At 46.6% G+C, this 23,804-nt stretch carries 16 protein-coding genes; 9 read left to right on the top strand and 7 right to left on the bottom strand.

What is annotated here, in order from left to right; genetic code table 11:
- Positions 1 to 262 precede the first annotated feature (262 nt).
- Entirely contained in the window at positions 263 to 10,132 is a 9,870-nt protein-coding gene (locus tag BMZ72_RS01350) for a Calx-beta domain-containing protein (protein WP_177222650.1), read from the top strand.
- A gap of 89 nt (positions 10,133 to 10,221) precedes the next feature.
- Here the strand turns inward: BMZ72_RS01350 and BMZ72_RS01345 are convergent, their stop codons facing one another.
- The 3 genes from BMZ72_RS01345 to BMZ72_RS01335 form a co-directional block, all read right to left on the bottom strand.
- Complete coding sequence (locus tag BMZ72_RS01345) at positions 10,222 to 10,824, bottom strand: TetR/AcrR family transcriptional regulator (RefSeq protein WP_089804494.1); 603 nt, start codon at positions 10,822 to 10,824, stop codon at positions 10,222 to 10,224.
- Between the two features lie 141 nt (positions 10,825 to 10,965).
- A complete protein-coding gene (locus BMZ72_RS01340) occupies positions 10,966 to 11,559 on the bottom strand; it encodes a TetR/AcrR family transcriptional regulator (protein ID WP_089804493.1) in 594 nt (197 codons plus the stop codon).
- Positions 11,560 to 11,704: 145 nt separating this feature from the next.
- Positions 11,705 to 12,457: a hypothetical protein gene (locus BMZ72_RS01335; protein ID WP_089804491.1), complete on the bottom strand. Its 753-nt coding sequence runs from the start codon at positions 12,455 to 12,457 to the stop codon at positions 11,705 to 11,707.
- A 374-nt stretch (positions 12,458 to 12,831) separates the two neighbouring features.
- Here BMZ72_RS01335 and BMZ72_RS01330 point away from each other — a divergent pair, with 374 nt between their 5' ends.
- The 4 genes from BMZ72_RS01330 (at position 12,832) to BMZ72_RS01315 (ending at position 15,080) form a co-directional block, all read left to right on the top strand.
- Positions 12,832 to 13,077 carry a hypothetical protein gene (locus tag BMZ72_RS01330; RefSeq protein ID WP_089804488.1) on the top strand — a complete coding sequence of 82 codons (246 nt, stop codon included), beginning with the start codon at positions 12,832 to 12,834 and terminating at the stop codon, positions 13,075 to 13,077.
- Between the two features lie 413 nt (positions 13,078 to 13,490).
- Complete coding sequence (locus BMZ72_RS01325; protein ID WP_177222649.1) at positions 13,491 to 14,084, top strand: inclusion body family protein; 594 nt, start codon at positions 13,491 to 13,493, stop codon at positions 14,082 to 14,084.
- Positions 14,085 to 14,223: 139 nt separating this feature from the next.
- Positions 14,224 to 14,529: a c-type cytochrome gene (locus BMZ72_RS01320; RefSeq protein WP_089804483.1), complete on the top strand. Its 306-nt coding sequence runs from the start codon at positions 14,224 to 14,226 to the stop codon at positions 14,527 to 14,529.
- A complete protein-coding gene (locus tag BMZ72_RS01315; protein ID WP_255373074.1) occupies positions 14,526 to 15,080 on the top strand; it encodes an anthrone oxygenase family protein in 555 nt (184 codons plus the stop codon). Before BMZ72_RS01320 ends, BMZ72_RS01315 begins: the two co-directional genes overlap by 4 nt.
- A gap of 85 nt (positions 15,081 to 15,165) precedes the next feature.
- Here BMZ72_RS01315 and BMZ72_RS01310 read toward each other — a convergent pair whose 3' ends face one another.
- The 3 genes from BMZ72_RS01310 to BMZ72_RS01300 form a co-directional block, all read right to left on the bottom strand.
- Positions 15,166 to 16,563 carry an aminopeptidase P family protein gene (locus BMZ72_RS01310; RefSeq protein ID WP_089804481.1) on the bottom strand — a complete coding sequence of 466 codons (1,398 nt, stop codon included), beginning with the start codon at positions 16,561 to 16,563 and terminating at the stop codon, positions 15,166 to 15,168.
- A 300-nt stretch (positions 16,564 to 16,863) separates the two neighbouring features.
- Positions 16,864 to 17,424 (bottom strand): group I truncated hemoglobin, encoded by a 561-nt coding sequence (locus BMZ72_RS01305; protein ID WP_089804479.1) that lies wholly within the window; start codon positions 17,422 to 17,424, stop codon positions 16,864 to 16,866.
- Between the two features lie 20 nt (positions 17,425 to 17,444).
- The gene (locus BMZ72_RS01300; protein WP_089804477.1) at positions 17,445 to 17,876 is read right to left on the bottom strand and encodes a hypothetical protein; all 432 of its coding nucleotides are present in this window, start codon (positions 17,874 to 17,876) and stop codon (positions 17,445 to 17,447) included.
- A gap of 396 nt (positions 17,877 to 18,272) precedes the next feature.
- Here BMZ72_RS01300 and BMZ72_RS01295 point away from each other — a divergent pair, with 396 nt between their 5' ends.
- The 3 genes from BMZ72_RS01295 (at position 18,273) to BMZ72_RS01285 (ending at position 20,143) form a co-directional block, all read left to right on the top strand.
- Positions 18,273 to 19,037 (top strand): hypothetical protein, encoded by a 765-nt coding sequence (locus tag BMZ72_RS01295; RefSeq protein WP_089804475.1) that lies wholly within the window; start codon positions 18,273 to 18,275, stop codon positions 19,035 to 19,037.
- A gap of 63 nt (positions 19,038 to 19,100) precedes the next feature.
- Entirely contained in the window at positions 19,101 to 19,367 is a 267-nt protein-coding gene (locus tag BMZ72_RS01290) for a DUF2024 family protein (protein ID WP_089804473.1), read from the top strand.
- 155 nt (positions 19,368 to 19,522) lie between these two features.
- Complete coding sequence (locus tag BMZ72_RS01285) at positions 19,523 to 20,143, top strand: MarR family winged helix-turn-helix transcriptional regulator (RefSeq protein ID WP_089804471.1); 621 nt, start codon at positions 19,523 to 19,525, stop codon at positions 20,141 to 20,143.
- 6 nt (positions 20,144 to 20,149) lie between these two features.
- Here the strand turns inward: BMZ72_RS01285 and BMZ72_RS01280 are convergent, their stop codons facing one another.
- Positions 20,150 to 21,166: a serine hydrolase domain-containing protein gene (locus BMZ72_RS01280; RefSeq protein ID WP_089804469.1), complete on the bottom strand. Its 1,017-nt coding sequence runs from the start codon at positions 21,164 to 21,166 to the stop codon at positions 20,150 to 20,152.
- A 186-nt stretch (positions 21,167 to 21,352) separates the two neighbouring features.
- Between BMZ72_RS01280 and BMZ72_RS01275 the strand changes: the two genes are divergently transcribed.
- Positions 21,353 to 23,626 (top strand): GAF domain-containing protein, encoded by a 2,274-nt coding sequence (locus tag BMZ72_RS01275; RefSeq protein WP_089804467.1) that lies wholly within the window; start codon positions 21,353 to 21,355, stop codon positions 23,624 to 23,626.
- Positions 23,627 to 23,804 lie beyond the last annotated feature (178 nt).

Here is a 23,804-nt window from a genome sequence, read left to right as displayed (position 1 = left end):
ATTCACGCCTATCGTATATTATATATTTAATATAAAATAATTAATCATTTTGATATTTTTGCACATAGATAATTTTAACCAGCAGCATTCCTATACCGAAACACCTCGACATTTTTCCCTCAGAACTGCTGATTGATGAGAAGTTCGTGCCCCTGTGTTGAATACCAGTGGCTTATGTGCTTCCGGTGAACAAACCGTAAACGAGAAAACGTAATATACCTGGTTGCGCGGGCAACCTATTCCCTAACCTATGCATTACACAATGATTAGGCTTTTATTTACATTCCTATTAGTGGCTTTTTTAAGTCCGCTGGCCATTGCACAGACCTGCAACAAAGATCTGGCATTAGGCAAAGCAGTTACCACCTCCTCCGTTACCGCAGGCAACCTTCCTACAAGGGCTACCGATGGCGATCCCACTTCCCGTTGGGAAAGTGCGTGGAATAACAACGAGTGGATCATGGTGGACCTTGGGCAAAGCTATCCCATTTGTACCATTACGCTGAACTGGCAGGTACTGGCCACCGGTTACACGGTAGAAGTATCGCCGGACGGAACGTCGTGGACAAACCTTGTCACTGAGACCGCCAATACAGGGCTTAACAAGACCTACAGCGTATCAGCCAACGGACGCTATGTACGTATGACAGGTCTTACGAGGGGTTCTGCCTATGGTTTTTCTCTCTATGATTTCATAGTGATCGGTACAGAACCAATCAGTTATTGCTCCAGTACGAACGTGGCCCAGCTACGCCCTGTGACGGTATCTTCTGTCGCAAACGGTAATACCGGCAACTTCGCAGTGGACAATAACATGGGGACCCGCTGGGAAAGTGCGCACAGCGACAACCAGTATATGTATGTGGACCTGGGCGCCAACTATGATCTTTGCCGCGTGGTACTGAACTGGGAAGCAGCGTATGGCAGGGATTATAATATTGACATCTCAACCAACGGAAGCAGCTGGACTACGGTGAAAAGTGTTACCGGCAACTACATGAGGGACAATACCATTTCCATCAGTGGAAATGCCAGGTATGTACGTATGAACGGATTTACCCGCGGAAGCACCTATGGTTTCTCACTCTGGGAATTTTCGGTATACGCCTTACTACCTGCTATCAGTGTCACTAAAGTCACGGACGCAGCAGAACCGGGAACAGGCGGCAGCTTCAGATTCAGTCTGCCAACAGGTATCACCTTCACAGAAGATATTACCGTTAACTATACTACCTCAGGTACGGCATTGAGCGGTACCGACTATACAGCGCTATCCGGCTCCGTGGTCATACCCGCAGGGCAACAAGGTATAAACGTTCCGCTTTCTGTTATCGATGATCAGATTATTGAAGGAAACGAAACGGTGATAGCAACCATTACCAATGCTACATCTCCCACACATCTTGGTTTTCCCGTCAGTGCTACTAATCCCAGTGCTACAATGACGATCAGCGATAATGATAACATTGCAGCTAATAAGATCGTAAGAATTAATGCTGGCGCCAATAGCGCGGAACCCAGCACCAATGGCGCTTATGTAATCAGTCTGCCGGTAGGTATCACCTCCGCGGAGAATATCACTGTCAGCTATACGACCGGTGGGACCGCCACTGCGGGTGCAGACTACAATCTGCCTGCTACTTTCACCCTTCCCGCAGGGCAGAATAATGCAGTGCTTACGCTGACCGTTACGGACGATCAGATCATCGAGAACACAGAGTCAGCAGTTGTCACCATCACCGGTGGTACTGCTGCTACGCTTGGCACATTTACCGCAAGTACAGGCAGTGCCACCGCTTCTTTGAATATTACAGACGATGATAATACCAGCGCCAAAAAAATTATACGGATCGCTACCATTGCCCATGCGGCCGAACCGTTAACCAATGGCAGATTCAGGATTTATCTGCCAACGGGTATGACTGTTTCTGAAGACGTCACCATCAACGCCAACGTCACCGGAAGCGCAACGTCTGGTACAGACTATGTTGCGCTGGGCTCCGTATTCGTTATTCCGGCTGGTCAAAACTCAGTTATAACGCCGGTGCAGGTGATCGATGACAATAACATCGAAAGTACTGAAACGGTAACAGTGACACCAACTGCTGCATCCAGTGCATCGTTTGGCAGCTTCCCGATCGTCTTTGGTGCAACGGCTAACATTAATATCATAGATGATGATGATGTTGCGGCTAACAGAAGACTGAGCGTAACCAAAACCAGCGACGCTGTAGAAGGCACCAGTAATGGTAACTTCAGGATCAGTCTTCCGGCGGGTGTGACCTATCCGGCGGATATTACGGTGAACTACACCACTGGCGGTACTGCTGTTGGTGGCACAGATTACACCACGATTCCTGCCACCGCTACCATCCCTGCCGGACAAAACGGTGTGGATGTTCCAGTAACAGCACAGCCATACAATAACAATATCATTGAAAATGATAAGACGGTGATTATAACACTGACCGGCGGCTCTGCTCCTTCTTTCAGTGCGTTTACACCTGATCCGGCTAATACTACTGCTACTGTGATCATTGCTGATGACGACAGTAATGCCACTAACAAAAGACTTTCTGTCTATAACACGGGTACGGCAGCAGAACCTTCTACAAACGGATCTTTCCAGATAAGACTGCCCGGTTCACTGACTGCATCAGAAGACATCACTGTCTCCTATACGGTTACGCCATCCAGTAGTGCCGGCACTACTCCTGCGACACCTGGTACTGACTTTAACAACTTAACAGGTACTGTCATCATTCCCGCCGGACAGAATGCAGTTAACGTTCCCTATTCACCTGTCGATGATCAGATCATTGAAACAAGAGAGGAATTTACCGTACAGCTTACAGGTGGTACGACTTCTACTTTAGGTGCATTTGGCCTAGACGTAGCTACAGATGTTATGGCAATTGATGACAATGACAATACTCCGGCGAATAAAATATTTACCATTACGCCGACAGCTACGGCTGCTGAACCATCCACCAACGGATCATTTAGTGTTAGTCTGCCGGCAGGTTATACCGTTTCTCAAAACGTTACTTTTTACTATACTGTCGGTGGCACCGCTACTTCGGGCACAGACTATACTGGTATCGGTACTGCTGTTATCTTAACTGCCGGACAAAACAGCGTACAGATCAACGTACCAGTCATTGATGATAATATCATTGAAGGAACGGAATCAATAGACGTCACGCCTACTTACGGAGAAAGTACAGATATCACCGGATTTACCAGCAGTGGTATTGCCAGCAACACGATCGCGGATGATGATAATACCGCCTCAAATAAAGTGATCAGTATTGCAGCTGCGAATAATGGCGCCGAGCAAGCTACAGATGCTGCATTTACAATCAGTTTGCCAGCCGGCATTACATCCGCTACTCCAGTAACGGTGAACTTCTCTGTAGCTGGTACCGCTACCGCCGGCGCTGACTATACCGCTTTAGGTACTTCTATCGTCATCCCTGCCAATCAGAACAGTGTAACACTGACTGTTCCGGTACTGGATGATCAGGTTATCGAGGGTACTGAAACCGTTATCGTTACCATAACGGGTGGTACTGCGCCTACAGCCGGTACATTCACTGCCAGTGCGAGCAATGCAACTGCGAGTGTGAACATCAGCGACGATGATGATGTAGCCGCCAATAAAGTCATCAGTATCGCCGCTGCGAATGATGGTGCCGAACCAGGTACGGATGCCGCATTTACCTTCAGTTTACCAGCTGGTATAACAGCAGCAGAACCTGTCACCGTGAATTTCACTGTAGCGGGTACGGCGACTGCTGGTACCGATTACACGGCATTAGGTGTTTCCACTATCATTCCCGCTGGTCAGAACAGCGTAACACTGACCGTTCCGGTACAGGATGATCAGATCATTGAAGCTACAGAAACAGTTATTGCGACCATAACAGGTGGTTCCGCTACAAACGCTGGTGCATTTACTGCGAACCTGATCAATGCTACGGCTACAGTAAACATCAACGACAACGATAATACTACCACCAATAAAGTCATCAGTATCGCTGCTGCGAATGATGGTACCGAGCCAGGTACAAATGCTGCGTTTACTATCAGCCTCCCAACGGGTGTAACCGCAGATGAAGAGGTTATTGTCAACTTCTCAGTTGCTGGTACGGCTACATCAGGTGTTGACTATACAGCGCTGGGGACTTCCGTTACCATCCCAGCTGGTCAGAACAGTGCTACACTGACTGTTCCCGTATTGGATGATCAGATCATTGAAGCTACTGAAACGGTTATCGTAACCGTAACAGGTGGTTCCGCAACCAACGCAGGCACATTTACTGCCAACGCAACCAATGCTACTGCTACTGTCAACATCAGCGATGACGATAATACTGCGGCTAATAAAGTCATCAGTATTACTACTGCTAACAACGGAGATGAGCCTTCCAATAACGGCGAATTCACCATCAGTCTGCCAACGGGTGTTACTGTCAATGAAGATGTCACTGTTAACTTTACGGTTGCCGGTACCGCTACCGCAGGTACTGACTACACCGCGCTGGGTACTTCGGTAGTTATCCCTGCTGGACAGAACAGCATAACACTGACCGTTCCGGTACTGGATGACCAGATCATTGAAGGAACGGAAGCTGTTACTGTTACCATCACAGGTGGTACTGCCACAAACGCCGGTGCATTTACTGCTGGTACTAACAACGTAGCTACTGTCAACATCAACGATGATGATAACACCGCTACTAATAAAGTCATCAGTATTACTGCGGCAAATGATGGCACTGAGCCTGGTACGAATGCGGCGTTTACTATCAGCCTTCCAGCGGGTGTAACTGTCAATGAAGATATCACTGTAAACTTCACCGTGGCTGGTACGGCTACCGCTGGTACCGACTATACAGCACTGGGTACGGCTGTTACTATTCCTGCCGGACAGAACAGCATCACACTCAATGTGCCTGTACTGGATGACCAGGTAATAGAAGCTACAGAAACTGTCATTGTAAATGTAACAGGTGGTACTGCTGCTACAGCTGGCGCATTCACCGCCAGCACTACTAATGCAGCTGCTACTGTTAACATTACAGACAATGACAATACCGCTGCCAATAAAGTGATCAGTATTACCCGTACAGCTGATGGCTCAGAGCCTTCCAGTAACGGTGCATTCAGTATCAGTCTGCCAGCAGGTGTAAGTGTGAGCGAAGACCTGAATATCATCTATAACATCGCCGGTTCCGCAATCAATGGCACAGACTACAGCACCTTAAATGGTACGATCACATTGCCGGCTGGTCAGAACAGTATCTCGCTGCCAGTGATCGTCACTGACGATAATATCATAGAAGGTGCTGAAAGTGTTGTCGTAAGTATCGCCAACGCTACCGGTACAAGCATCTCCGGATTTACGGTCAGCCTCACCAATAGCTCTGCTACGGTGATCATTGCTGACGAAGACAATACAGCTACAAATAGAGTACTCAGCATCAACACTGTAACAGACGGATCAGAACCAGCTGCCAATGGCCGCTTCGCGATTAGTCTGCCGACAGGTATCACAGCTGCTGAAGACATTACTGTCAACTACACCGTAGCAGGCACCGCTACTCCAGGTACGGACTACACCGCATTAGGTACTTCGGTGATCATCCCGGCTGGTCAGAACAGCGTAACACTGAATGTTCCGGTACTGGACGACCAGATCATCGAAGCCACTGAAACAGTCATAGTAAACGTTACAGGCGGTACAACGATCAGCATCGGCTCCTTTACCGCCAGTGCAACAAATGCTACTGCTACTGTCAATATCAGCGATAACGACAATACGGCTGCTAATAAAGTGATCAGTATTGTTGCAGCAAATGACGGCGCTGAGCCTGCGACCAACGGGGCGTACACCATTGGTCTCCCGACAGGTGTAACCGTCAATGAAGACGTCACTGTCAACTTCACAACAGCTGGTACAGCTACCGCTGGTACTGACTATACCGCTCTGAGTACTACGATCATCATCCCTGCAGGACAAAACAGTGTAACACTGACAGTCCCTGTACTGGATGATCAGATCATTGAATCTGCTGAAACGGTGATTATAACCGTAACAGCCGGTTCTGCTACTGCTGCTGGTACATTTACCGCCAGCACAACAAATGCAAACGCTACGATCAACATCACCGATAACGACAACACCGCCGCCAATAAAGTCATCAGTATTACTGCTGCGAATGATGGCGCAGAACCTGCCACAAACGGTGCGTTCACTGTCAGTCTGCCGACAGGTGTAACCGTAGATGAGGCAATAACTGTCAACTTTAGCGTAGCAGGTACTGCTACTGAGGGTACAGACTACAGCGCGCTGGGTACAACGATCACCATCCCGGCTGGTCAGAACAGCGTAACGCTGAATGTACCTGTACTGGACGATCAGGCAATAGAATCTGCTGAAACGGTGATTGTTACGGTTACAGGTGGCGCCGCTATTAACGCCGGTGCATTTACGGCCAGCACGACCAGCACCGCTACCCTGAACATTGGTGATGATGACAACACTGCCACTAATAAAGTCATCAGTATCGTTACTGCGAATGATGGCGCCGAACCAGCAACTGATGGTGCGTTTACTATCAGTCTGCCGACAGGTGTAACCGTGAATGAAGACGTAACTGTCAACTTCACCGTTACCGGTACAGCTACCGCGGGTGCTGACTATACCGCCTTTGGCGCTTCGGTGATTATCCCTGGCGGACAAAACAGCATTACACTGGCTGTTCCGGTGAGAGATGATCAGGCGATTGAAGCGACAGAAACTGTTATCGCTACTATTACGGGTGGTACAGCTACCAACGCCGGTGCATTTACTGCCGGTACGAATAATACAGCGACGGTGAACATCAGCGATGATGATAACACGGCCGCCAATAAGATCATCAGTATCGTTGCTGCGAATGATGGCACCGAGCCATCTGCTAACGGCGCGTTTACGATCAGTCTGCCGACAGGTGTAACTGTCAATGAAGACGTAACGGTGAACCTTACCGTTGCCGGTACAGCTACCGCAGGTACAGACTACACAACCCTGGGTACAACAATCACGATCCCTGCAGGTCAGAACAGCGTGACGCTTACTGTCCCTGTACTGGATGACCAGGCGATAGAATCTCCTGAAACAGTGATTGTTACGGTAACAGCTGGTACAGCTGCCACTAACGGTGCATTCACTGCCAGCGCAACGAATGGCACAGCGAGTATCAATATCAATGATGACGATAATACCGCTGTCAATAAGGTGATCAGTATTGTGGCTGCGAATGATGGTAGCGAACCATCTGCTAATGGCGCATTCACGATCAGTCTGCCGACAGGTGTAACTGTCAATGAAGACGTAACGGTAAACTTTACCGTTGCCGGTACAGCTACCGCAGGAACAGATTACACCTCTCCGGGTACAACTATCACCATCCCGGCAGGTCAGAACAGCATAACGCTGACTATCCCTGTACTGGATGACCAGGCCATAGAGTCTCCTGAAACGGTGATTGTTACGGTAACAGGTGGTACAGCGGCTACTACCGGTGCGTTCACTGCCGGCGCAACGAATGGCACAGCGAGTATCAATATCAATGATGACGATAATACCGCTGTGAATAAGGTGATCAGTATTGTGACTGCGAATGATGGTAGCGAACCATCCACTAACGGCGCATTCACGATCAGTCTGCCGACAGGTGTAACTGTCAATGAAGACGTAACGGTGAACTTCACCGTTGCCGGTACGGCTACTGCAGATGCTGACTACAGCAGCTTAGCTACTACCGTGATCATCCCTGCGGGACAAAACAGTGCAACACTGACAGTCCCTGTACTGGATGACCAGGTGATTGAATCAACAGAAACAGTGATCGTTACGGTAACAGGTGGTACAGGCGCCAATACGGGTACCTTCACCGCCAGCACCACCAATGCCAACGCAACGGTGAATATCAGCGACGATGATAATACTGCCGCCAACAAGATCATTAATGTCAGCAATAGCAATGATGGCAGTGAACCTGCGACTAATGGCAACTTCACGATCAGTCTGCCGGCTGGCATTGTTGCCGCCGAAGACATCATCGTTAACTACACCTTAGCGGGTACTGCTACCGCTGGTACGGACTATACAAGCGGTACGACAGTTACCATTCCTGCGGGACAAAACAGCATTACATTGCCGATCGTAGTCAATGATGACCTGCTGATGGAAGGCGACGAAACAGTGATCATCACCATCACAGGTGGCACCACTGCTACCCTGGGAACTTACACGGCAGGTACTGCCAGCGCCACCCTGATCATTGCTGATGATGAAAACATGCCTGCTAATAAAGTGCTTAGTATCTCCAGGAATGCAGATGCAGCAGAGCCTTCTACGAATGGCAGCTTCACGGTAAGTCTGCCGGCTGGTATCAGCGCTGCTGAAAACATCAGCGTTAATTATACGATCAGTGGTACGGCTACCCCGGTTACTGATTATGCTACACTCAGCGGATCAGTGATCATCCCTGCGGGCCAGAACAGTGCGAATATCGATGTGGTGGTGAATGACGATCAGCTCATAGAGGGTAATGAAACCGTTATTGCGACCATCACCGGTGGTACGGGTATGGCACTTGGCGCATTTACTGTCAGCAGTACGAATAATACCGCTACTGTTACCATCAGCGATGATGACAACACAGCGGCTAATACGACGATCAGTATCACCACCCTGAATGATGCAGCAGAACCAGGTACAACCGGTAATTTCACCATCAGCTTGCCAACCGGTATTACGGCGGTGGAAGACATTACCGTTACTTACAACACCAGCGGTACGGCTACGCCGGGTGCTGACTATGCTGCTTTAAGCGGCAGCATCACGATCCCTGCCGGACAGAATAGTGTAATACTTCCGGTAACTGTTGCTGATGACGGATCAATGGAGGGTACTGAAACGGTGATTGTAAGCCTGAGCGGTGCTTCTGCTGCTACACTGGGTACATTCACGATCAGTACAACCAATGCACAGGCAACTGTCAATATCAATGATGACGACAATAGTGTTGTCAGATTTGAAACATGGAAAACAGCGGCCCTGCCTGCTGATAATACAGACGGTAAGATCGGTCAGGGTGAACAGATCACTTATACCATCTTTATCCGCAATACCGGTAATGTCAATATCCCTTCACTGAGCGTACAGGACCCGGTACCCGCTTATACTTCTTATATAAGCGGTGGCGCATTGATCGGTAATAATGTACATTTCAGCATTGTTGACCTGCAACCAAATGCGGTGAGCCAGGTAAGCTTTGTTGTACAGACCTACGATAACCTCAACGGCGTACAGCATATCACCAACGTGGCACAGATCAGCGATGGTACGACGACCCTGAATACGGTAGCCTGCGATCCTTCCGATCCAAATTGTAGCGGAGGTAATCAAACGGTTGTTCCGGTACGTGAACCACAGGGAGATCTGGTGATCAGCAAACAGGCAGTGACACAGCCAACCAGTGGTCAGTACTATGCACTGGGTGAGAATATCACTTATGAGATCAGGGTGAGCAATGTGGGTGAGAAAACATTTACCAATATCGCCATTACAGACTCCCTGCCTGCTTCGCTGGATATGCCTTCTTATTATATCAGCAGCAAGGGTAGTATCATTGCGAGTCCGGCAGCGAAGAAGGTGATCACCAGTGTCGATCAGCTGTTGCCAGGTGAGGAAGTAACAATCACTATCACCTGCCGTATTAATAATAAGGAGATTGTCAATACCGCTTATGTTCAGGCAGATGAAACAGAAACGGACCTGTCGAACAATACAGCAGTAGCTACGGCGGCGGCTTCTATTAAGGACCTCGCCTTTATCAATGCATTCAGACCAGGCAATGGTGCGAACAACCGCTTCGTCATTGTCGGACTGGAAAAATACCCTGGATCTAAACTGCTTGTTTACAGCAGATGGGGTTCACTGGTGTATCAGTCTAATGATTATAAGAACGACTGGAGAGCATTGGATCTGCCAATGGGAAGCTACATCTATGTGGCCGAAGTGAAGAAACCGGAAGGTGTGGTGATTTATAAAGGTGATTTCATTATCATCAGATAAGCACGCACGCTACTATAAACGAAAAGGGTCTGCTATACGGCAGACCCTTTTCGTTTTAATTCATTTTGCTGTACAATATGACTGATGGATTATGCGGCTGATGCCACAGCGGCTGTTTGTCTGAGCATATCCAGCACTACCCGTTCATTGAAGGCATCGGTATTATCTTTATAAATACGTCCCAGTCCGATAACGCCATGCACGACTGACCATTGGAGGAAATATCTGCGGGCAACCTCTTCTACAGAAAGGATCTCTCCGTTCGCTGTTTGTCTGATCACGTCCTGTACCAGTCCGGCAAATATGTCAATTTCCGGGGAAGAGTTATTGTCTGCACTCAGCGGAATACCCATACCGAACATCAGCTGGTAGTATTCCTTCTCGGTTTGCGCGAAATGCAGATAGGCCATCCACATTGCCTGCAGCTGTTGTTCCGGCTGATCCTGTTCCTGCTGCGCGGCAGTTGTTGCGGCAGCCAGTAATCTGAAACCGGCGCGGGCCAGTTCTCTCATAATGGCCTCCTTATTCTGAAAATAGTCATAGATAACCGGCGCGGTATGCGCGATCATTGTAGCTATTTTCCTCATGCTGACAGCTTCCCAGCCGTTTTCTTTTGCCAGCGTGAATGCAGCGTCCAGTATACTGGCACGGATCTCCTCTTTCAGTCGCGATTTTTTATCTTGAGCTTCCATGACGATGATATTAGTGGTATTATTAAGACTATTCAGTCTATTTTATAATAAAAAAATATATTGATCCTTTTTAAACATATAGACCATTTAGTCTTTTTACAAGCAATAAAAAAACAGCCATCGGTGGGCTGTTTCATACTATTAAATAAGACTATATGCTATAATTTCTTTCTTCATTGCCCTGATCGCTGTCTTCATGGGTAGTGGTGATCCCATCACACGAGACATCAGGAAGGCGCCCTCCATGGTAGCAAAGAGCTTGATAGCGAATTCTTCCGGATTGATCTCCGGAGATAACTCACCGGCTGCAACCCCCTCCTTCATAATATTGACCAGATTTCTGTTGGCAGCTTTGATCACGGCATGTACCTTTTCGCGGATGGCCTGATTGGTATCATCTGTATCTACCCCAAAATTGAGAATGGGACAGCCGCCATGTACAAAGGAGTTGTCCAGCGGATTGACATTCATCTCAGCATAAGCCAGTAGCTTGTCCACTGACGTTTTATGCTGCTGTAATATGTTCATCCGGCGGGCAGCCACCTTATCGAGCAGGTACGCTGCGCTGGCGAGGGCCAGTTCATCTTTACTCTGGAAATGTCCATAGAGACAGCCTTTGGCTACTTTAGCAGCCTGCAGAACTTCATCAATAGAAGTACCTGCAACGCCTTTTTCGTTGAATATGTCCGCAGCCTGTTCTATGATCAACTGCCTCGTTCTTTCTGACTTTTTCATCTCCAGAGATAATTGATTCCGTCAAAATTAGACTAATTAGTCTGATTAGACAAATAATTGTGTACCGGACAGGCATACAAAAGGCCGCCCACTTTTACAGTGGGCGGCCGTCACCTTTCTTTACCAAATGGTTATAATTACATGACTATCTTAACTTATGCTCAACTGACATACTGTTTTCCAGCGCAGATTTGAGTCTGTTGTTGGTATCGACGTCTGCATCGATACTCAACACGATCTTGCCACCAGTGAAGGTACCGGTAAAGTCTCCTATCTGCAGTTTAGACATTACCAGGTTCAGGTCCAGTTTGAGTTTGCCGTCAAAGGAAAGACCATCGGCGCCGATAGCCACGTCATTGCCCGTTGCTGTCAATTCGATCTTACCAACAATTACTACCTCAACAGGGATGTCATTACCCTGCCAGGTGATCCGGCCTTTCATCAGGATAGCAGGTTTCTGCTTGTCACCCTGTGCGCGGAAATAAACTTTTACATGATCAAAGTTGCCGACCGGCAGCATGATGCTACCTAATGATGTACTATCGAGAATATCGATAAAGCGGTCTGTCTTAATGCTCATATTAATTTCGTCTGCTCCGCTTCTGGCTGCGAATTTCAGTTCCCTGAATCTTACTTTGATGCTATCCCAGGTCAGGTCAAATCTTAAAGATGGGAAGGATGCTGCAGACGGGTCATTAATGATTCTACCCAGGCGCTCTGCTCCTGATCCATCAATAGAACCAGCAGGATTAACTGCCTGGATCTGATAGTTGACAGTGGCATTACCCTCCTGCTTTGCGGGGTCTACAGTTTCGTCAGAGGATTGCTTCGAACAGGCAGTGAATAATGCAGCAACCAGGGTCACAGTTGTGCACAACTGAATAAATGATTTTTTCATGAGTGAAATCTGTTTAAGTGTTTCCAATAAAAATTGAGGTAAGAAAGGTTTCTCCAGTTGATATGTTATTCCACCCCTGAGATGCCGGAAAATGGTCTACAGTGTTTCAAATAGAATAGATGGCTTCAATAAATGTGTCTGCCGGTATATCAGGGGGCGCAATCCCAACAGCAATTATCATACCGCAAGCGTCTGAAAAAAAATCTCTTAGGGCTGCTAACTAATTCTGATTTAATCTGTTGCCTTTATAGCGCGCTTTCCATCTCACAGTGAGGAAATATGTCAATACTCATTTTAGTAAAGGGGGTGGCGTGAACGGCCGGGGCTGTCATTAAGGTCTGATTCTTGTGTGCATAACCGAAAAATGGATAACTATGAACAAATTATCATTTAACTTATTAGTTGACGGTGTTCCATACATGGTGAAAGCGGAACCTTTTTCATTCAATGATGAGCAACGTTATAATGTAAGTTTTAATGGCAGTGAGACATACATTTTTGCCTGGGATGAAGAAACATTGCGATATGCGCCGGTAGGTGATGTGGCGTCTACAGTACCGGTATCCCTTGAACAGGAAATTGCCAGCAAATTGTATGAGGTCACGCCGGCTAAAGAATAGTTATGTCCTCCTCCCTGTACCTATTTTTCTGAAATTATAAGCACCTCATCGAACAAAACTACCCAGGTCCTGTTATTAATGCTGTGAGACCACTATTTCATTAGTTAACTATTACTCAGATAACCAGTTTTATTCAGCAAAAGACCACAATCACCAGGACAATCATGAGAAATATAGCACACCGCAGCGCTACCTTTCCTTAAACTAAAGGATCATATATGGCATTGCAGCCCCCCTAACATCAGATAGTGCACTATCTGAAAGGATATCGCTTTGCCTGCACTGTAATTATGCTGTTTCCTCCACGGGAAATACAGTCCTTCTTTTGTCTGCTACACAACAACAAACACAATCTAAAATGGCGTATACCGAAAAGCCTTAAAAGAGTAGGTAATAATTTTAAACCACATTTTATGTCTCAAACCGCTACAGCTACCAGTCGTGCAACGCAGGGCAATATCCTGGATGTGAACGACTCGATCGTCCATGTTATGTTCCTTGTAGATACTGCTTATATCTACAATAAATACACAACGGGTATCAGCACCGACCCCAACAATCCGATGCCCATTGACCATAACTCTGAAGTAATGGCCTGTTCTTTTGTCAATAAGCCATCCAAACAGGGTACTGCTGACCTTTCCTTTTCCGTACCTAATCAATCTACAGTAGCTTTCTGGGGATCGTCTCTTTCTAACAATGGCCATGATGCCATCATCATCTATGATATAGAAAAAAATACAAACCAGGGTCCGACCGATGATGTATTTAATCCTTTTGTTATGAACCAGACATTGTTACCAGGCGGTGTTATCCCATCCGGTAGCGTTAACGGATTACCTGCTATCACACAGCAACGTAATATTTACGCACTGACTTCCACTGTGAAAGCAAAAGGCACAGAGAATTTTGTGATCAGATTCGGTCTTTATTTATTCGATCCCGCAACACAGACTCAGAAATTATGGAGCTATTGCCAATGGGATCCAACCATCACGGTGTATTAATCATCCGCTCCCACATCACATACACAGACGTATTACGAGAGCAGTCCGCCTTTGCGGGCTGCTTTTTACATTTAGCCCTGCCTGACGGTTTTGTTCTATTTTCCGCCCCTGCCCCACCCTAATTTTGAGAAAAAAAGAAATGCCGCCACTACGAATTACCCTTTCCTTTGTGCTATGCCTCCTGCTGACAGCCACATTTGCAACTCCTGTGGAAGAAGGCCGCGCGCTTTATGATCAACATTGCGCCCGTTGTCACGGCGCCGATGGCACAAGAGGATTGTTTGGGGCTAAGAACCTGCAGAAAAGTCTGTTGTCTGATAGTGCGATCCTCCATCAGATTACCAATGGCCGGCGGATCATGCCTGCTTTCAAAAAACGCATCACCCCTAATCAGATGACAGCCATCGCCAACTATATTAAAAGCTTTAGAAAATCATCCGTATGACACGCAGTAAAACTAATCACATGTTCACCTTCTCACATATCATCATGATCGCCACTGCTCTGACAACAGCGCTGATCAGTGGATTATTCTACGCATGGTCCTGTTCTGTGATTCCCGGTCTGGCCCGGGTATCTGACAGTACTTACCTGGAAGCCATGCAACAGATGAACAGGGCGATATTAAACCCGGTATTCTTTCTGAGTTTCATGGGTACTGTCTTGCTGCTGCCCTTATGTACTTATCTGCAATATGGTCCGGTGTTATCTGTCCGCTTCTGGTTGCTGTTAGTAGCATCCATTATTTATCTTGGAGGTACATTCGGTGTGACGATGTTTGGCAATGTACCGTTGAACAATATGCTGGATGCCTTTCAGTTGTCCGGCGCAACAAGTGTGGAACTTTCCGCTATGCGGGCAAAATTTGAGCAACCCTGGATATACCTGCATACCATTCGTACGATAGCTAATGCCATTGCACTGATACTGGTTGTGATGGCTTGTCTTAGTCCTGCGCCTGTTGCTGAACGTATTGCATATCTGCATCGACCGTGATACCGCCAGTCTATCACCTGCACAAAGAAAGGAGCCCGCCACCGGCGGACTCCTTTACGATATAATATATGGGTTAGTCTGTAGTCTATTGTCTTAACGCTTCAACGTCGGCGATTGTTTTTGGTAACGCTTTGCCTAACTTTCTGCTACCTGTTTCTGTAATCACAAAGTTATCTTCTATACGAATACCACCAAAATCGCGATAGCCTGCGAGCGTGTTATAATCAACAAAGTTACTAAGTTTATTCTCAGCAACCCAACGATCTATTAATTCGGGAATAATATAAATGCCCGGTTCAACTGTCAATACAAAACCTGGTTGCAGTTCACGACCCAGTCGCAGTGATTTCCAGCCGAATTCAGTGCTTTTTTTCAGTGTATCGGAATAACCTACATATTGTTCACCCAGATCTTCCATATCATGTACGTCCAGTCCGATCATATGTCCGAGACCACACTGGAAGAACAAGGTATGTACACCTGCAGCTACTGCTTCCGCAGGATCACCTTTTACCAGTCCGAGGGTCTTTAAACCTTCCACCAGTTTAACGGATGCCTGTGTATGTACTTCCTTATACTGAATACCCGGCTTCAGCAGACCCGCTGCATGATCCAGTGCATCCAGTACGACCTGGTACATTTCGCGCTGACGGGTGGTAAACTGTTTGCCTACAGGAAATGTTCTTGTCAGGTCACCTGCGTAGTGCATCGCTGTTTCCGCACCGGCATCACAAAGCACCATGTGTCCTTCAGCGACCTGGTTGCCATGAAAGTGGTTATGTAATACCTGACCGTTGATCGTCAGAATAGTAGGATAAGATAAACGACCGCCTGCAGCCAATGCAGCTTCTTCTACTTTCGCCGCGATCTCATATTCTTTCATACCAGGTCTGGTATATTGCATAGCAGCCAGGTGCATATCCACGCTCACTGACACAGCTGCTTCCATCTCTGCTATTTCATTTGCATCTTTACACTCACGCTGTGCTATCACCGCCTTGATCAGTTTCAGGGATACGACTTCCTGTAAACCGCCGATAGATAACTGCAACCATTCTGCCAGTTTGATCTTATTCTCCGGCCGATAAGGCGGTAAAATATGTATACGGCGTCCTGTGTCTTTTGCTTTCTTCAATACTTCTCCCAGCTGTGCGTAAGGTCTTGTCTTTGCAATACCTACTTTATCTGCCAGATCCTGTAAAGAAGGTAAAGGTCCTGTCCAGATGATATCATCTATACCTGCTTCTCTTCCGAAAAGCGTTTCTTCTCCGGATGCAGGATCCAGAACAAGCGCCAGTCCGGCTATATCAATACCTGCGTAATAAAGGAAAGTGCTATCCTGGCGGAAAGGATATGTATTATCCGCGTAGTTCATACTACTGTCTTCATTTCCCATCAGGAGAATAAGACCGTCTCCTACATTAGCGGAGAGCTTTTGTCTACGTTTGGTGTAAACGAGTTCATCAAACAAATGTAAATGCATAGATGTTCTTAGTGACGGACGAAGTTAGGATATAGTAGGCGGATGGAAAAAAAATACTTACACTATACTTACTGAACGTTAGTGCTACGTAAAAAAGGTAGCACCAACGTTCAGTAAGTATAGTGTAAGTATGGTAATAACGGCGCGGTTATATTCAACTGATTCAGGGCTTCTGTCGGATGACGAAGCCCCTGAATACCTTAAAAGCTATTTACACTGTTTCTTTTTCCTGCGTTCTATATTGTCGTCTGTCTGCAATTGTTCCGCAATGCTTAATTCTTAACTTTTAATACTTATTTTTTAGCTCTTTTGCACCACCACTGGTCGCAGGGTCTCTACCAGAGCGCCTACCTGACCAATCAGCTGATCAGACAAACCATTCTTCTTTGCAGCTACGACCAGGTCTGCGACAAAAGCGTCAAAATCTGCACTGGAAGCTTTTCCATTCATACGTGGATTCTTAGCAGGATCGTGTGCATCTTTCATATTCAGACCGCCATAAGTAAAACCTTTTCCGCCGGTAGCTACGCAGATAAAGTCTGTCAGATTTTTACTGAGTCTTTCGAAACCGCTGGTATTACCACTGGTCACTTCTGCCAGCAGTACGGTAAAGAAGCCATTGATCTTTGCATCACCTGCGATCACAAAGATGGCGCTGTCCACTACAGAACGGATCCCCAGTCTGCCCTGTTCGATCTTCATGCCGGAATTGGCAGGATCGTTTACCATAGCGGAACCACCAAGGGAATCATAAAGAGACATTTTTGTAACCATAGGGGCATCGTCGTCCTTTTTACAGGATTCCATTAGTCCGACGAAGGCAACAAGCCCGAGCATAAATAACCACGCTGATTTTTTCATATGATATTATTGATTAGCCGTTAGAAAACATGTTTGAATACACCTGATAACTTCGCTGTGAAGGATTGCGCCATAGCCGGACAACCACTCTTCATCTCTTCTTCGCCGGGGACGTAACGTTGCGAAGGATAATGAAAGGCCGTCTGAAAATTGCTAACAATATTATCCGCAGAGGTTTTCACAGGAAAGAAAGTAAACACGACGATCGATGTGGCCGGATTGACCATCACCCTATCCACGCCTTTCTGCCGGTACAACCATGCGGAGATCTTATCCGCATCCTGTTGCGAAATATCCTGCCTGATGTCAATTCTGGCCATGATACGGGTGTTAGCTCCTGGTGGCTTGGGCCGCGTTACCATATAGATATGCACCGCAAGCGCTACTACAAGACATACGGATATGCCTCCGGCCCATAACAGGATCTGCTTTAGTTTTTTTTTTGTGTTCATAAAAGGTCTTGATTAATTAACGTGAGGTCCTGTGCATGTGCACTCACAGGATGACTGGCATGTATATTATATCTGCTTCCTTATCGGTCTTAGTGAGTTAGTCTGTACAATGCTATTGGCTAAAACCGGTACATGATTAGATACGGGGATTTATTATGTGCGGATTTAAAAACATAAAAGAATTTTCTGCTACTAATCTGAGCTATAGCGGCATTCATCCGCGAAAAAACATCACTACGTAAATAGCACGAATCTGGATTTTGTAATTGCACAAACACCTATTGAGGAACAGTTATAAAGGACTCCTATATACTTATAGAAAACCTCAATAACATATTGTTAGGAATCCTACCTACATTTGTCCTGTCAAAATCAATCACACTAATTCATAGCATCATGAAACACATCACAGCTACAGCAGCACTGGTTCTTTCCAGCATATTATCTGCCTTTGCAGGACCGGATTGCGACTCCTGTAAAAGACCGAAATCTACTGTCAATGAAGCAGACTATAAGATAGTATCCGCCAGTGTTACGCATAATAAGAAATGGGGACAGCTGGAATTTGAGATCATCGTTCAGGGACAGGCGGGTAAAAGTACCTCCAAACCTGCGGGTAAAATGAATGGCGCTCCGGTAGACGGTTATGTATTCCCCACGACGCTCAGTCCGGAGGATGTTGGATTCAGCAAAACAGCAGGTATTCTCGCATTAGCGATCACCGCGCATCCAGACTTTGATGATACTCCCTTATGGGATGAAAACGGCGATGGTGATTATCGCAACGATAAGATCGTCTGGCATCCGCACTGGGTGGTATTAGTGGAAGACAAACGTGTTCCCGGCGGACTATCCGTAAAAGAGTTTGATCCTGCTGATAAATCAGTTGTATTACCAAAGACGAATCCGGGCATGCCGATGTATATGGATTCTCCGGGCTTCCAGGTAGTTACTGAAGGTAAAGCGATCAGGATCGTTGTACCTGACTACAGGGTACGTTTCAGGACCAGTTTTAAATACGATGCGGTAGCTGCCTATATGCAGGTAGTAACAGGCGAAGGTGGAGAACACGCAAAGGGTGATAACATGCCGATGCTGGGCGTATATAAAGTATACAGTGTACTTTCCAAAAACCTCTCGCTTCCTTACCAGGTAAAATAATCGCTTACATTATCGTAAGCGGGGAACGCTGCTCTCCGCTTACTTCCATAAAAAACAAAGATCATGAAAGTTTCAGTTTTCGACACTTATGTCCAGAAGAAAAACGGTGCTGTTATGCACTTTGATATATTAGTTCCTGCTGACCTTAAAGACGTGGAAAAGATCCATACCTACGGACGTCAGTATCTGATGCAGAAAGGACAGGAAGGACAATCGCTGACCACCAATGAATGCCGTTTCTGTCATATCGAACAGGCGGATGACAATGTGGTAGCCGATATTGACCGCCAGGGATATTCAATTATAGAAATGCAGGGATGTAATAACTAAAGAATGTAATTTTATCTCCTGTAAAAGGATATCAGGATACAGATCATCTACAGCGATGCGGACCATTCATCCGCATCGCTGTGCTGATAAGAACAACAGGTTTCTTCCTGGTATGCCGGTGGATGAAATACAGGAAGCATATAGTTATACAGACAATGAGTAACACAAACACGACGCCGTTCAATCCGGATGTACAAAATTCATCTAATGACGCCCTGATCGTTGCGGCACTGGAACGGGTAGGCGAATCTTTCCGGGTGATGCTGTGGGAACAGGCAAAAGAACACGGACTGAGTCCGATACAGATACAGTCACTGATCTTCCTGCATACGCATGATGATTCGATGGCAACGGTGACCTATCTGTCCAGGGAATTTAACGTCACCAAGGCAACGGTCAGTGATGTGATAAAAGTGCTGGTAGAAAAGAAGCTGGTGGTAAAAAAGGATAATCCAACGGACAGTCGTGCACAGGTGCTCAAATTAACCGCAGCAGGCAAAAAGATCGCGGAATCTGCCGGGGGATTTGCGGATACCCTGCTTGGATATGTGAGCCAGTTGCCCGACACACAAAAAACCGGACTGAAAACAGTCTTACTTCAGCTTATCTTCCAGCTCCATAATGCGCAGATCATCACCATGCAGCGGATGTGTTTTACCTGTACGCATTATGCTGGTAGTGGCAACAAACACTTCTGTAATCTCCTGCGTATTCCGCTGGTAGCAGACACCCTGCGTCTGGATTGTCCGGAGCATGTGCAAAAGAAAGCAGGATAGCATATTTTACTGTGCATCCCTTACTATCTTCAGTATCTGTTCGTGGTAATAAAAACTATTCTTCAGTTCCTGCATATCGGTGGCGATGTTCTCCAGTACCACCAGACTTGTCTTTGTAAAAGGGAAATACATATCCATCGCAATAAAACCCTGTGCTACGCCAGTTACGCACAGTTCAGGAACGCTGAACTGATGTGGAATCGTTATACCATAGCCGTAGTCGACCGTCCCTAAAATAACATGATCCCGAAAAGCATTTTCCTTTTTGCTGATCATGAGCCGGTAGGTACTGTCCGCCAGTAATTTCCCGCCATGCAGGTTGTTGTTCCATTTTACCAGGTCTTCTCCGGAGGATACCAGTCCGCCGGCAGCAGCAAACACATCCAGGTAAGAAGGTTCTTCTTTCCGCTCTCCATTTTCCAGTACATATCCCTTACAAAGATTTCTGTAAGATCTGCCTCTCGGATGCGAACTATGTTGCATACCACACATTTTGAACAGGGCATTACAAAGGTCCGGGAAAGACTGACCGGATGTTTTCTCTACGATCTGCGACAGCAGGTCATAACTGATAAAGCCATATTGGAAGCGGCTGCCGGGTTTGAACGCCAGTGGTTTATCTAACGCTGTAATACCATGTGTATGCGTCAGGAGATGATGAATGGTGACGGTGTCTGCCCATTTTTCTGTCAGCTGGGGCAGGTACCTGCGGATAGGGTCTTCCAGGCGCAGGCGTCCTTTATCCAGTTCGCGTAGTACGATCACTGCCGTAATCTGTTTGCTGATGGAACCGACGATAAATTCGCTTTCGCTGGTAATGGCTTTTTTCTGTTCGAAGCTGGCATAACCGGCTGCTTTCCTGTAAGATGTTTTGCCGTTGGTACTGAGTACGACTACGCCATTAAAGGGTGTCTGTGAAGGAGCGTTGAGCAGTGAGTCAATACGCCTGATGGTCTGTTGTTGTGCAAATAAATGATTGAAAGAAAATAAGATGGCAATGAGGAACAGGATACGTTGGGTCATCGGGTAGCATTTTAGGAATGAAGACTTTTCTTCTGACTGCAAGGTGCGGGAAATTAGCGGGATATTTTAAAGGGCTGCAAAAAAAATTTCCAACGGCAACTGAAAGGCCCGCGCACTATGCGGTCATTGTAGCAGCAGGGGAATAGGAAATTATGATTAATTTTATACCGGTAAGATAACAAGAACATGAACCTGCATTCGATTCCGGACAGTCCATTTAAGATTCAACTCAGTTTTTACCAGTTAGCCGAGCGACTGGAAAAACAGGCAGCAGGACCTGCAGGCGAGGCCGCCAGCCGTGCCAAAGCCCTGTTGGAAGAACTTGCACAAAATCCAGCACTGGTCGAAGGTATTACATCAGCTGATCAGATAGAAAAGAACGAAGGACTGATACGCCGCCTGCTGGTGGACTATTTCCCTGAGGCGCTCACGATGAACGAGATAAAGGCCATCAACCTGCCTTATGCAGATCTCATTTTCAATCACACAGAGCGGTTTAAAAACATCCTCCGGGCCGCGGGTCCCGGCTTTAGCTTTGCCATCAGGGACTTTGACGAACATCAGGCCTATGTGCTGAGCTGCTGTATCATCCTCAATGAATTTTATGGCACTTCACTGGATTTCGGCAGACCGTTTTTCTACGATATTCCTACTGCGGATGGCGTTATCAAACATTACAGGATATTATACAATGCAGATTTTCTCGATATCATCCCAACGGATACAGCGCCGACGCTGAGCCAGGAAGAGATCGACCTGCTGCTGAATAACTATGATGATCTGGCCCTGTGGAAGTCCAAATTTCCTAAGGAAAGCTGGATCCTGAAAGGATTTGCCATCATGACGCTGTATGATGCGACAGTGGAGAATGCCGTATCTATCTTCAAGGAAAAGCTGCTGGGATTGAATACAGAAGGCTTTGAAGACAAGATCCAGTCCATCTTCCGGTCCATCTACCGTATTCCTGATATTCAGGTAGGTTTCACCCTTTATAACCCGGAAGACGATCATTTCACAGCCGACCCTTTTGGTTTACAGCAGATGAACAGTTTTCTTGTACAGGGACATAGACACAGCGAAGCGCGTGAGTTGCTGTGTACGTCTTCGTATAGCTGTGTGGTGAAGAACAAACAATACTTCGCCGTGTCCAATGTAGACGAATTTCTGGCGGCTGATCCGGAAAACCGGCTGGCTGGTTTCCTCTATAAAAAAGGCATTAAAAGCTTTATCCTGGCCCCGGTTGTCAAGAACGGGCAACTGCTGGGCGTTATGGAAATGGTCTCTGTAAGGACCAAAGAGCTCAACAGCATCAACGCCAACAAACTGGAAGTTGTGATGCCTTTTCTGACAGATACTGTCGAAAGACTGCTGGCAGAGATGCAGAATGAGGTACAGGCGGTGATCCAGAATAATTATACGTCTATCCACGAGAGCGTATACTGGAAATTCAGGAAAGAAGCAGAAAGGTTTATCGCACATCATCATGCCGGGAAAGAGTATAAACCACACGAGATCGTATTCCGCGATGTGTATCCTCTATATGGACAGATCGATATCAAGGGCTCGTCAGAAGTACGTAATCACAGCGTGCAGGAGGACCTGTTATTACAGGTAAAGACCTTGTCCCGGTTACTTAAACAACTGGGCGGTTTTGACACCATACAGGAACAGCTGAAGGAGTACCTCATAGAGTTGTCTTTCCCTTTAAAGGCGGGTACGGAACAATATATCACGGCTTATGTGGTGAGCGAAGTGCATCCCAAACTACATCCCTTCATGGCCGATCCGCAGGTAGAGGCTTATTTTTCGGATAATGACAAGGCCTATGGCCGGTTTCACCTGCATCGCCGGAAGTATGAGGCTACGATTGCTGCTATCAATGACCGGATGACCGGTATCATTGATAAACAGCAGGTTGCAGCACAGCGCGCATTCCCCCATTACTTTGAACGGTTCAAAACCGATGGGGTAGAACATAACCTGTATATCGGCGCCTCTATTGCCCCGAAACTGAAATTCGATATCCAGCGATTATATACGCTGCGGCTCTGGCAACTGGAGACGCTTTGTAAAATGGAAATCGCTCATCATCACCTGAAACCGGAGCTTCCTTACGGTTTGGATGTTACCACACTAATTTTAGTATATAATTCTACTATTTCCATCCGGTTCAGGATGGACGAAAAGCGATTTGATGTGGATGGTAGCTATAATGCGCGTTTTGAGATCGTCAAAAAACGGATCGATAAAGCCTTTATCAAAGATACCACTGAGCGTATCACACAATCGGGTAAGGTAACGATTGTGTATTCCAGTGCGTTAGAGGAGGAAGAGTACCTGGGATACATAAAAACGCTGCAATCACGTGCTGTGCTGGATGAAGCTATTGAACGCTTTGATATTGAGGACCTTCAGGGAGTATCAGGTTTGAGAGCTATCCGGGTGAAGCTGATACACTAGTTTTATTAAACTTTTACATTATACAACAGGAGCGCTGGTCAGGTACCGGCGCTTTTTTTTGCGTAGCTGTGTCATACCTTATACTCGAGGTATGCATGCTTCATACATGCCTTATACACGATGCATAGGTGGACTTGATCACCTGGGTGATCAACGAAATCCGGCCAAATGCCTGATT

Source organism: Chitinophaga sp. YR627 (assembly GCF_900114995.1).
Taxonomy (GTDB): Bacteria; Bacteroidota; Bacteroidia; order Chitinophagales; family Chitinophagaceae; genus Chitinophaga.
The sequence above is the reverse complement of the archived record's forward strand: the minus strand, read 5'-3'. Positions and strand labels throughout refer to the sequence as shown.